This is a genomic window from Actinomyces sp. HMSC075C01 (assembly GCF_001812965.1).
GTDB lineage: Bacteria > Actinomycetota > Actinomycetes > Actinomycetales > Actinomycetaceae > Actinomyces > Actinomyces acetigenes.
Genome location: NZ_KV811004.1, coordinates 16083 through 27943, shown reverse-complemented (window position 1 = coordinate 27943; position 11861 = coordinate 16083). Strand labels below are relative to the sequence as shown.

General features: G+C 68.2%; 11 protein-coding genes. 8 read left to right on the top strand and 3 right to left on the bottom strand.

Annotated elements, in window-relative coordinates:
* The 5 genes from HMPREF2883_RS14790 to HMPREF2883_RS08220 all read left to right on the top strand — a co-directional run.
* Positions 1-695, top strand: a 695-nt coding sequence (locus HMPREF2883_RS14790) for a C2 family cysteine protease (RefSeq protein WP_256277396.1), incomplete at its 5' end; no start/stop codon positions are given.
* A 761-nt stretch (positions 696-1456) separates the two neighbouring features.
* Positions 1457-1702 carry a hypothetical protein gene (locus tag HMPREF2883_RS14785; RefSeq protein WP_141759076.1) on the top strand — a complete coding sequence of 82 codons (246 nt, stop codon included), beginning with the start codon at positions 1457-1459 and terminating at the stop codon, positions 1700-1702.
* A gap of 770 nt (positions 1703-2472) precedes the next feature.
* Positions 2473-2670 carry a VOC family protein gene (locus tag HMPREF2883_RS08225; protein ID WP_070660902.1) on the top strand — a complete coding sequence of 66 codons (198 nt, stop codon included), beginning with the start codon at positions 2473-2475 and terminating at the stop codon, positions 2668-2670.
* 94 nt (positions 2671-2764) lie between these two features.
* Positions 2765-3001 carry a hypothetical protein gene (locus HMPREF2883_RS14780; RefSeq protein WP_141759075.1) on the top strand — a complete coding sequence of 79 codons (237 nt, stop codon included), beginning with the start codon at positions 2765-2767 and terminating at the stop codon, positions 2999-3001.
* A gap of 152 nt (positions 3002-3153) precedes the next feature.
* Complete coding sequence (locus HMPREF2883_RS08220) at positions 3154-3546, top strand: VOC family protein (RefSeq protein WP_070660897.1); 393 nt, start codon at positions 3154-3156, stop codon at positions 3544-3546.
* 167 nt (positions 3547-3713) lie between these two features.
* On the opposite strand, the gene HMPREF2883_RS08215 is transcribed toward HMPREF2883_RS08220, so the two are convergent.
* Positions 3714-3908: a hypothetical protein gene (locus HMPREF2883_RS08215; RefSeq protein WP_070660893.1), complete on the bottom strand. Its 195-nt coding sequence runs from the start codon at positions 3906-3908 to the stop codon at positions 3714-3716.
* A 319-nt stretch (positions 3909-4227) separates the two neighbouring features.
* On the opposite strand from HMPREF2883_RS08215, the gene HMPREF2883_RS08210 reads away from it, so the two are divergent.
* The 3 genes from HMPREF2883_RS08210 (at position 4228) to HMPREF2883_RS08200 (ending at position 9760) form a co-directional block, all read left to right on the top strand.
* Entirely contained in the window at positions 4228-4683 is a 456-nt protein-coding gene (locus HMPREF2883_RS08210; RefSeq protein WP_070660890.1) for a cupin domain-containing protein, read from the top strand.
* Positions 4684-4933: 250 nt separating this feature from the next.
* Positions 4934-8812, top strand: a complete 3879-nt coding sequence (locus HMPREF2883_RS08205; protein ID WP_070660886.1) for a WD40 domain-containing protein — start codon at positions 4934-4936, stop codon at positions 8810-8812.
* Positions 8813-9010: 198 nt separating this feature from the next.
* Entirely contained in the window at positions 9011-9760 is a 750-nt protein-coding gene (locus HMPREF2883_RS08200) for a CDP-alcohol phosphatidyltransferase family protein (protein ID WP_070660883.1), read from the top strand.
* A gap of 99 nt (positions 9761-9859) precedes the next feature.
* On the opposite strand, the gene HMPREF2883_RS08195 is transcribed toward HMPREF2883_RS08200, so the two are convergent.
* Both HMPREF2883_RS08195 and HMPREF2883_RS08190 read right to left on the bottom strand, forming a co-directional pair.
* Positions 9860-10861, bottom strand: a complete 1002-nt coding sequence (locus HMPREF2883_RS08195) for a hypothetical protein (RefSeq protein ID WP_070660880.1) — start codon at positions 10859-10861, stop codon at positions 9860-9862.
* A gap of 116 nt (positions 10862-10977) precedes the next feature.
* Positions 10978-11811: a class I SAM-dependent methyltransferase gene (locus tag HMPREF2883_RS08190; protein ID WP_070660878.1), complete on the bottom strand. Its 834-nt coding sequence runs from the start codon at positions 11809-11811 to the stop codon at positions 10978-10980.
* Between the last annotated feature and the right edge of the window lie 50 nt (positions 11812-11861).

The window sequence follows — 11861 nt, the reverse complement described above, 5'->3', positions numbered from 1 at the left end:
CAGCAGCCACCGCCGCCGCCTCACTCGGCACCGCGGCCAGTGACTCTCGAGGCAGCAGGAGTGGTGGAGGAAGAGCCGGATCTGGAGCCGCAGATCGGACTGAGAAAGGGTTACTGGATGATATCTGGCAGTTCGTAATGCTACTAACCACAAGCCACCCTCTCTCGGAAGACGATAAGAGGCGGTTGCGGGCGCAGGCTGACGGTAATGCTGACTGGGATGTCGATGCCAACCAGACAATCATTGGTGACTGCTACCTGCTCGCTACGCTGCAGGGCTACTCCCAGACCGAGGAGGGGCAGCAGCTCCTGCGTGATCATGTCAGGTGGGATGAGAAGAAGAACTGCTTTGTCGTCACCCTCTACGACAATGGCAGACCCATCGACGTCGAGGTAGACGACTACTACTCTGACGGCACCAAAGACAAACAGGGAAGACCCACCCTCATGAGCCTCTACGAGCGTGCCTACGGTAAACATTTTGGGCACGGAGACCTTGCCGACGGAGGAAATCCTGAAAATGATGGTATGAAAGTTGTCTCTGGTGCCAACGGTCGACATGTTAGCACTATGAATATACCTTTACTAGGTGGTAGCGTTCCCCTCAACAAATACAGTTCTCAGTGCTGGGAGGATATGGAAAGGTCGGTTAAGGAGGGGGAAACCTGTTGCTGGGGTGTCAAGCGGAGACTTTAGTGACGGCGACAAAGTCAAAGCCGTCACAGACACCAACGGTGACGGAAAGATCGACACCGAGAACCCCGGTAGCAACGGTGGGGAGCCGGATAAGGAGGGTGACTACCGCCTTGTTGGAGGAGACTATGAGGCTTATTCACAGGACTAGCCGGCGCCGACATCTGCGCAGGTCACAGCACCTTCGGCGGACGCTGTGAATAAGCCTCTATGACCGTAAATCGGAGACGGAAGTAGAGAACCATGTGTACACGGTTGTCGACATTGACGATAACTACGTCACCTTACGAAACCCTTGGGGGGCAACGATACGCCCACAGGCAGCGAAGAGGGTGGCCTTATCAGAATTACTCGAGAAGACTACGAGAGGCATTTTGCCTACACTGGCATTGGTGAAGCTCCTTAAAATTCCTCTCTTTCGAAACTAGCGAACCATGTCAGAAATGCAGTACATTCACGATGAGTTGTCTGTGGGTATTACAAGAGGTGCTTGCTCGCAGAAAACTGGCAATCAGCCCCGGGGAAGTGTGAGAAAGAAGTGCATGCTCTGGATAGCGTTCAGTCTTGTTGTTGTGTTGGCCGTGGGGGTGGGTAACTGGCTGTGGCGGACCCGCCTCAGCACTACCTCTCGATCGGCCGCAAGTGCTTCTCCATCAATCACGCGCGTTCTACTGCCGACTGGGATCGGAAAGGGAGATATCGTGTCTCTCGGGGGAGCGACTCGGGCCCCTGAGACCAAAGCTGGGAGGCTGGAGGCTGGCGGTATGCGCGTCGAGCAGAACCAGTGGATCGGTTCGGTGTGGTGGGCCCCGAAGGGAAGGGAGCCGACCAAGTATGAGCTGCACCTGGGTGAAAGTGTTCATATCGATGGGCTGGGCACCATCACCCTCCTCGCTGTCAACCCGCGATTGCACACCCCTGACAAAGGCGAGGCAGGTGGGTGGACGACCGAGGTTCACGTCAATCTCGACCCTGAGCTGCACTGGTGTCGAAAATGGGATCCATGCTGAGCCTGTGAAGGCGTCTGGCCGTCACTGCACTCACCTTATTGAGAGACGGTTCTGTCCACCACTGTGCCTCTTGAGAACTCACCTCCAGGAAGGAAAACGGTCATGGTCGAGATGCAGCCCGCCCCTGAGGGGCCCGTGGACCCTGCCATGGCGCCCAGCCCCTCCCCGAAAGACGCTGACCGGGAGAGGTTCCGAAGGAGACGTGTGCTCTGGGGTGCCGTCGGAGTCGTCGTCGTGCTCGCGCTCCTACTGGGGACGGGCGGTTGGCTGTGGTGGACCCACCCGAGCACCACGAGAGTTTCCTTGCCGGCTGGGGTAGAGGGGGGTGAGACAGTCCGTCTCGCTGACTCACTTCCTCCCCGACAGACCAGAACGGGAGCGCTGGGATATGACAGCCTACGCTCTGAGCGTCATCAGTGGATCGCCTCGGTGCGCTGGACCCCCACGGGAGAGAAGTCGACCGTGTACGAGCTGCACCTGGGTGAGAGCACCAGCATCGACGGCCTGGGCACCGTCACACTTGTTGCCGTCACTCCACCGTCCACATCCCCGCCCGATAAGAGCAAGGCCGGCGGAGCAAGAGAAAGAGTTCACGTCAACGTCAACCTTGACCCCGGAATCCAATGGTGCAGGCCATCAGACTCGTGCTGAACCGATGAAGGTATCTGGCCCCCGCGAACTCATGTGAGATCGGAGGGGCTGCGGATGATGTCATGGTTGGATCCTGTCAATGCGCCCACCGTGTATCAACCAGTGGTTAGTCTGGAGGCATGATTGATCACATCTCTGTGAATGTCAGTGATCCGGCGGCCTCGAAGGCCTTCTACGAGGCGGCCCTGGCGGCGGGTGGTAGCGACAACGGCGGTCCTGGTGAGCGCCCGCACTATCACCCCGGCTACTACGGGGCCTTTGTCCTCGACCCCGACGGCAACAACCTGGAGGCCGTCTTCCACGGCACCGGCAACTGACCGTCGGCTGTGCGCCTCAGCTCCGCGCCTGAGCCCGCCGTCGCCCTCAACACTTCGACCGAATCTTCAGAAAAGACCCGGAGCCGCGTCGTCTATGAAATTTTGGTCGAAGTGTCGAGAAACGATCTACGTCCTGCAGCGCCGCGCCCGTCTGGAGGGGCCGACGGCGGTGCTTGAGCCCCGGTCGTGTCGCCCGCGTATCAGCCCGGCCCGTCTGCCTGAGGCGGTGCGCTCTCAGGCCCTGGAGGTGCGGGCGGCCATGGAGCGCTCAGGCCTGGACCTGGCCGAGCTGGGGGACGACGTCGAGGGTGTCCTGCCGGCGCTGTTCTGAGCCCTCCCCTCTGGCCTCTTGCCGCCGAGCCGGGCATTTCTCGCGTAGCACAACAGAAATTCCGTAGGGCTACGCGAGAAATGCCCGGCTCGACGTCTGAAGGGTGTGCCTCAGGCCTTACGTGTCCTGAGATGCGCAGCTAGGCTGGAGGTGTGATTGATCATATCTCTGTGAATGTTAGCGATCCGGCGGCCTCGAAGGCCTTCTACGAGGCGGCGCTCGCGCCGCTGGGCTACCGCGTGGTCATGGAGTTCGGGCCCGTCACCGGACTGGGTGGGCCGACGCCCGGCGCGCCGGAGGACGCCCCGGTCCACGCGGACCTGTGGCTGACCCCGGCGGAGCACCCGACGCCCTGCCACGTCGCTGTGACGGCGTCGTCGACGGCGCAGGTGGACGCCTTCCATGAGGCGGCCCTGGCGGCGGGTGGTAGCGACAACGGCGGTCCTGGTGAGCGCCCGCACTATCACCCCGGCTACTACGGGGCCTTTGTCCTCGACCCCGACGGCAACAACCTGGAGGCCGTCTTCCACGGCGCCGGCAACTGACCGCCGACTGCCCGCCTCTGACTGCGGACTGTGCACCTCAGCTCCGCGCCTGAGCCCGCCGTCGCCCTCAGCGTTGGTGGCCGGCCCGGAGATGGCGGGGCGACCGGAGAAGGTGCGGTGGAGAGACGACGAGGGGCGCCGTAGCGAAGCGAACCGAAGAGACTCGCCTACCGCCCGGCCCCGGTGCGGGTGTCCCCGCCGGTGATCAGCGCGGAGACGGTGCGCGTGACGCCAATGAGCACCAGACAGAGAATGCCGGCAAGAGCAGTGGCCAGAACGTTCTTGAGCCAGCGGTGCCCGAGGCTCTCACCGGCGGGGGCGAGTCCCTGACTCGTGGGGCGGGAGGTCGTGATCGCGGTCATGACTCCAGCCTGCGCGATCGTGGCCCACGGCACATCAGGCCGCCGAATGATTCTCCGCCGATCCATGTCCACCCTAAGGAGGGCGGATCGCGGCGCGATTCCATCTCAGGTTGGAGACGGCCGGCGAAGAGAGCCGTGATGGTGCCGCCAATGTCGTCCGACTCCGAGGGGTGGTAGGACCTGGATGACGCGCCTGGACCGCGCTACCGTCGAGGTCGACCGAGACTGACCACCCCTAACCGGCACGGTTCGGGCAGTACCTGCCATCTCGGACGCCATCGGCCAGCTCGTCATCAACACCGACTTAGGAGGAGCCTCGATGACCGCTACCATCGACGAGGCCGTCTTCAATGCCGAGAACATCTTCGGCAAGGGGAGGCGAACACGGCCTTCGTTCGCCCAGTACTTTACGGGTGAGAGTTTCCTTAGAACCCTCGTTACCGATCCCGAGTGCGCGGTGAGCGTTCATAACGTCACCTTCGAGCCCGGCTGCCGCAACAACTGGCACATCCACCACGCCGCCTCCGGTGGCGGGCAGGTCCTCATCTGCACTGCCGGCTCGGGCTGGTATCAGGAGGAGGGCCACGACGCCGTCAGCCTCGAACCGGGCGCCGTCATCTTCACCCGTGCCGGCGTCAAGCACTGGCACGGTGCGAAGGCCGACTCCTGGTTCTCCCACATCGCCCTGGGTGTACCCGGCGAGAACACCTCCAGCGAGTGGCTCCAGCCCGTCGATGACGCCCACTACGATGCCCTCGGAGGCAGCCGCCCCTGAGTGACCGATCATTCTCCGGACATCTCGGGAAGATATCGACGTGGCGGGCGAGCCGGTCGCCGCCGCCGGCGCAGCGCCCTCCCGCGCCCGCCCGAACTGGGCGCGGTGGCGCGGAAGGCGGCGACTCAGCGTGTCGTGCACCCGGCGTGGCGCCCTCTCAGCCCCGGATTTGCCAGATATCACTCAGGTAACTGCTCGCAATCGGCTCAAGATGCCGCAGATACCTCGCAGAGATCTCTAGACTTCAACTATGACTGTGCCTTCAGAGACCTCGGCGACGATCGACCCTCGTGAGGTGTCACTGTATGCCGGCCACTTCGACGCGCTGTGGGGCGTGGCCTGGAGCCCGGACGGCACGCGGCTCCTGTCCGGATCGCACGACGGCACGGCCCGGGTCTGGGACGCGAACCGCGGTACCGAGCTGTTCGCGCTGGCCGGCCCCAGCCTGTCCATCAGCGCCGTGGCCTGGAGCCCCGATGGCACGCGGCTCCTCACTGCTGCGGAGGACCACAGCGTCCGCGTCTGGGACGCGACCACCGGCGCCGACCTGCTGACCCTGGGGGTCGGCGGCTCCGGTGTCGGCGGGGCGGTGGCCTGGAGCCCTGACTCCACCCGCATCCTCACCAGCTTCGACGACGCCTCGGCCCGCATCTGGGACGCCTCCAGCGGTCAGGTGGTGCGCACGCTGTCGGGGCACACCGAGCACCTCACCGCGGTGTCGTGGAGCCCGGACGGGACCCGCGTGGCCACCGCCTCCGACGACGGCACCGCCCGGGTCTGGGACGTCACCACCGGCACCGAGCTGCTGCGTGTGGGCCCCATGGCCTTCGTGGGGCGCGGCGCCACCATGGGGCCCGACGGCAGGCCGACCCACGTCGGCCCGATCGAGCCGATGACCAGCCTGTCATGGAGCCCGGACTCGCGCCGCATCATCACCGCCTTCGACTCGGCCGAGCCCCGGGTCTGGGACGCCGCCACCGGCGAGGAGGTCCTCAGCCTCCACGGTCGCGAACGCCGTTGGGTCAGCGTCGTCTCCTGGAGCCCCGACGGCAGCCGCATCATCACCGACGACATCTCCGGCACCACTGCCCACATCTGGGACGCCACCACCGGCGAGGAGCTGCTCAGTCTGCGCGGCCACAGCCAGTGGGCCTGCGCCCTGGCCTGGAGCCCGGACTCGAGGCGCGTGGCCACCGGCTCGCACGATGACACCGTGCGCGTCTGGGACGCCACCACCGGCCAGACCCAGCTCGTCCTGGGGGCCGGCAACTCCGTGGAGACCGTCTCCTGGAGCCCCGACGGCACCAGGCTCAGCATCGGCGCCAAGATCGGCGGCAACCGCGTCTGGGACGCCACCACCGGCGAGCCGCGTCTCACGGTGGACAACGGCGCCCGCGAGCTGAGCGAGGTCGTCTGGAGCCCGGACGGCACCCGCCTGGCCACCTCCTCCTACCTCTCGCCGCGCGTCCTCATCCTGGACGCCTCCACCGGCGACGTCGTCCAGGCCCTGACCGCGGGGGAGGACGACGTCAATGACATCGCCTGGAGCCCGGACGGCGAGCGCATCCTCACCGGACTGGGGGACGACCGCGCCGCGATCTGGGACGCCGCCCGCGGCGAGCGCCTCCTGACCCTCGAGGGCCACAGTGACATGATCACCTCGGTCGCCTGGAGCCCCAACGGCCAGCGCGCCCTGACCGGCTCCCAGGACGGGACGGCCCGCATCTGGGACGCCTCCACCGGCGAGGTCATCCACACCTACACCGGCAACTGGGTGCGCGACGTCGTGTGGACGCAAGGAGGCCCTCGCGTCGTCACCGGTAGCGCCGACGGCGCCGCCCACGTCTGGGACGTCATCACCTCCGGCGAGCTCGTGACGCTGCGCGACGACGCCGCCATGGTCCGCTCCTACGCCTGGAGCCCCGACGGCACCAAGGTGCTGGCCGGCTTCGACGACGGTGTCGTGCGCGTGTGGGACGAGGTCTCCGGCAAGATCGTGCTGTCCCTGGCCGGCCACCGCTTCGGCGTCACCGACGCGCAGTGGAGCCCCGACGGCACCCGGATCCTCACCGGCTCCGAGGACGGCACCGTGCGCCTGTGGGACGCCACCACCGGTGAGATGACCGGGCTGTTCCTGTGCTTCCTGCCCGACGGCGGGGTCGCCATCCTCGACGCCCCCTCCCTGAGTCTGCGCTCGGGCCCCGGGGAGGTCTGGGACTACCTCGGTCGCCCCGAGATCCTCGCCGGCCAGCTCACCCGCGTGGGCGTGGAACGGCGCCAGTACCTCAACTCCGACCCGCTGCCCGAGGCCGTCGCGGAGCCGTCCCCGGCCGAGGCCGCTGACGAGGACCCGACGACGCAGGTCCCGGCCGAAGCCCACCAGACGCCTCAGACTCCTGAGGCCAGTGAGCCCTCCGAGACGGGGGAGGCACCGGAGGCCGACGCGCTCGGCGAGTACGCCGAAGTCCCCTCCGTCTTCGCTGTGCCCGCACAGCAGGCGGCTGAGTCAGCTGCTGAGGCCGAGCAACCCGCCGGTTCCCAGTCCCCTGAGGACGCCCCTGCCCAAGCCCAGGAGTCGTCGGCCCCTGCCAGTGACCCCCTCACCGAGGAGACCCCCGCCGAGACGCAGGCCCCGCAGGTCGAGGAGTCCGTCCCCGCCCCGGCCGAGGAGTCGGAGAAGACTGAGATCCCCGCGCCGGTCCCCACCCCCGAGGCGGAGGACCCGGCCGCTGCTCACCAGGCTCGGCACGCGGCGGTGACCGACCACACGCCGGCCGAGGCCGAGCCGGTCGCCGCGCCGACGGGGGAGACACTCCTCGTCCAGCCCTTCCCCGTGGAGCAGGGCCTTGTGGACGGTGAGGTGCGCCCGCCGGCCGAGGCGCAGCCCACGATGGTCGAGATGCCGCATGCCCCGGTTGTTCCCGAGGAGGAGCGGCAGGCGCAGCCCGCGCCGAGCCCCGCAGAGACCGGTGAGGAGGCCGACGCCGAGGCCGGTGCCGACGAGCTCGCCGTCCCGGCTCCCGAGGTGGAGCTCGCCCGCACCGCGCGCCGGGCCCGGCACGCCGCCGCCACTGCTCAGACCCCGGCCGACGCCGCCCCGGAGCAGGCCGCTGAGGACGCCGCCGAGGCGGCCCTGCCCGCCGAGTCGGAGCCGGCTTCGCCGACCCAGGTGACCCAGTCCTCCGGGACGGCCGAGTCCGCTTATGAGCCGGTGGCGATCCCCGCCGTCGAGCATGCCGGTGGCGAGCCCGTGGCCGCGCCCACGGGTGAGACCGTCGCCCCCGACCAGCTCGAGCTCCCCCTGACCCCGGCCGACACCGCCGGTCACGAGGGCCAGGAGGCCACCCTCGACCTCTCCGAGGAGGCCCCCGAGGCCGCTGCCCCCGTCGAGGCGACGGCGCCCCCCGTCGCCGATACCGCCGAGACGGCGCGCGCCGCCGACCCGGTGGATGTCCCCGACGCCGCCGATGCGCCAGTGTCTGACGCGCCGCCGTCCTCCGGTGCTGAGGCCGCCTCCGCGCCGACCTCCTCAACGCCCGAGGGCGAGCCCGAGGACCACGCGGCCCAGGAGACCCCAACCGAGCACGCCCCCGTCGAGCCCCCGCAGGCACAGGAGAACCCGGAGAGGTCGCCCGCGCTCGCGGAGGCTGAGGCCTCGCAGGCCACGGATGCCGAGGCGGCCGCCGAGGGCCGGCCGAGCGCCGAGGAGGAGCCGGCCGAGCCCGCCGAACCCGCCGAGCCGAGCGAGCCGGCCCCAGCGCCTTGGGGCAGCGAGGACCTGCGCCAGCGGATCTACACCGAGGTCCAGGAGTTCGTCGCCGCCATCGCGCGCCGTGACGTCAACGAGCTGGCGAGCCGCTACGGCATCGCCGGCAACGACCTGGCCGGCCTCGATGAGCAGCTGGCGGGCCTGTCGAGCCCCGTTTCAGACCTGACCCTCTACCCTGTCGAACAGGCCGACGAGTACGTCGACGGCCACCACCGCCTGGACCTCAGCGAGCTGGAGGGCGGCGGCGTCGTCATCAGCTCCGAGCTGTGGGCCCACGATCGGGCCTGCGGTGCGCGCCTCATCGCCCACTGGAACCCCATGGGGATCTACCCCTTCGACTTCCGCAACGTGAGTATGTGAGTCATCTCCCGAGTGCCTCCCCGGCGCCCGGCAGTTCGAGTGCGCCCCCGAACCGGCAGGTACGGGGGGCGCACACGGTTCTCGGGCGGTACGGGGGAGACGGGGATCGCTCAGGAGCGCCTTCCGGCGGATAGGTGCCGGGGCTGTGAACCGCATAGACTTCCCGCCGTCAGTGTTATCCACCGAGAGGGGGCGTCTGTGTCGACGGCGCAGTACCCGGCACGGGCCCGTGTCGCCGCCTGGGCCGTGCACATCTTGACCATGTCGGGACTGGTGTGGGCCAGCCTGGCCATGCTCACCACCATCAACCCTCGCCGGGAGTACACGTGGATGTGGGTCTGGCTACTCGTCGCCCTCGTCGTCGACGGTGTTGACGGCACCCTGGCCCGGCGCGCCCGGGTCTCCGAGATCATCCCCTGGTTCGACGGCGGCATCGTGGACATCGTCGTCGACTACCTCACCTGGACCTTCATCCCGGCGGTCTTCATGTACGTGGCCCTGCCGATGGGCCCCAGGCCGGTGGCGGGACTGCTCATGGCCCTCGTCCTGAGCTCGTCAATGTTCTGCTACGCCAACAAGCAGTGGAAGTCCACCGACTACTACTTCGTGGGCTTCCCGGCCGCCTGGAACATCGTGGCCCTCATGTTCTACGTGCTCCAGACCCCGGCGGTCTTCAACATCATCGTCACCCTCATCTTCGTGGTGCTGACCCTGGTGCCCACGCACTACGCGCACCCGGCCCGCGTCAAGCGCTTCCGCGCCCTCAACATCGGTGCGGTGGCGGTGTGGTTCCTGGCCACCTGCTGGCTGGTGGCGGTCTACCCCCACCGGCCGCTCAGCCTGGTCGTCGTCCTCATCGTCTCCGGCGGGTGGTTCCTGCTCGCCGGGGTGCTGCGCTCGATCCGTGGTGCTGAGCCGGAGACGACGGTCGCCGTTACCGACTTCTAGCAGCGCAGCTGCGGGCGTGCCATCCGGCAGGCGCCCGGGTTCGCACAGCGGCCACCCACCATGAGGCGGGTGGCCGTTTCCTTGCGCGTCGGGGGTCTCTCAGCCGGCTCGGGTGCGCAGCCCCCGGGCGACGATCACGTCACGCAGCCAGCGGCCGCCCTCCAGCAGGAAGGTGGCCAGCACCAGGCCGATGACCACCATGATGACCCACTGCGGGTAGCCGGGGCCGTCCCCGTGGGCGCCCGACAGGAAGAAGTACACGTAGGGCGCCACGAAGGTGATGAGGGTGATGAGGAACCCGGCGAAGCGGATGCGGCGTCGCCGGCCCGCGACCATGGCGATGATCCCCCAGGTGTAGGGCACCGCGGTGAGGATATCGATGGCCCACAGCACCCAGGGGTTGCCGTGGAAGCCGGGGGCGTAGACGGCCGGAAGCGCCCGCAGCGAGGAGTAGACGAACACCGTCGCGTAGGCCAGGAAGCGGGGGTTGTGCAACAACCGGACGATACCGGCACGCGGTACAAGATCGACCTTCGCCTCCTGCAGGGCGGCCAGGGTGTGCCGCGAGACCCGCAGCGGGTCCGTCCCCTCCAGGACGGTGCGCAGGTAGCGGATCTGCTCGGGTGTCCCGGTGGCCCACTCGTCCAGCAGGCGTCGCGGGCTCACGGCGACGACGACGCTGCCCTCACCGGTTCCCTCGCCCCCGTCTCTCTGAGGGGCTTCGATGGCCTCGGGCGCATCCGGGGAGGCAACGTGGACGAGGTGCTCGCCCAGGATGGTCCGCAGCAGCCCCACACGCCTTTTGGGAACCTCGCTCAGCCACAGGCGCTGCCCGTGCTCCACCGCCAGGGACAGGGCGTGCCCCAGGGCCCAGCCGCGCTCGTCGGGCGCCAGAAGCTCCTCGGGGGCGGAGATCTGGGCCAGCTCAGGCACCTCGGCGACGTTGAAGCGCGTCAGATCGCCAACCCGATCGACGGCCGCCACCGTCCGCAGGATCTCGGGGTCCAGGACATGGCGCCGGGTGACGGGAAGCTCCGTGACGGATCGCAGAGCCATCACGTCCATCACGGAGGAGCGGGGAGCGGGGGTGTGTTCGGGCATTGGAATGAGCCTAGAGGAGCGGGTGACGGTTGTGTGCGACCTGTGAGTCAATACGGGTCACTCCTCACCGGCCGGAGCGACGGCTCACGGCGCCGGGCGATCCCGTGTACCCGCAGTCAGACGCGGGCCAGGACCTCTCCGTGCACGACGACGAACCAGGCGTCCTCGCTGGCGCCCCACTGCCGCCACGCCTGGGCCATCGCCTCCAGGTCGGCCCTGTCCGCCAGCCCCAGCTCGACGGCCCGCGGCCCGAAGGAGGTCAGGCACCGCTGCGCCCAGGTCTGCGACTGCCAGGTGCGGTCGGCGGGCGTGGCGTAGCACCAGGTGGAGGCCGAGGCCGTCACGTCGGTGAAGCCCGCCGCCCGGGCCCAGGACAGCAGCCGGCTGCCGGCATCGGGCTCGCCGCCGTTGGCCCGGGCGGTGGCCATGTAGACCGAGCGCCACTGCTCCATGCCCGCAGGCTCGGGGAACCAGGTCATGGCGGAGTAGACGGCGTCGCGCGCGGCCACGATCCCGCCGGGGCGGGTGAGACGGCGCATCTCGGCCAGGGCCCCCACCGGGTCCGCGAGGTGCTGAAGGACCTGGTGGGCGTGGACGACATCGAAGGAGGCGTCCTCGAAGGGCAAGGCCATGACGTCACCGCAGGTCAGCTCCACCTGCTCGGACAGACCCCGTTCGCTCAGCGTCGCTCGAGCCGCCTGCAGGGCATCGGACGCGGCATCCAGGGCGACGACCCGCCCCGGGGCGACGCGCTCAGCGAGATCCGCGGTGATGGACGCCGGCCCGCAGCCGACGTCGAGCAGGTCCATTCCCGCACTCAGGTGGGCAAGCAGGTAGGCGGCCGAGTCCGCCGCGCGGCGCCGCGAGTGCGCGCTGAGCACCGCCGCGCTGTGGCCGTGGGTATAGCGGGCCGTCCCGACGGAACCGTCTGGAAGCTGTTCACTCTTCACGTCTCCAGATCATCCAGGAATGTGATCTGTGTTGCGTGAACGTCCAGAAT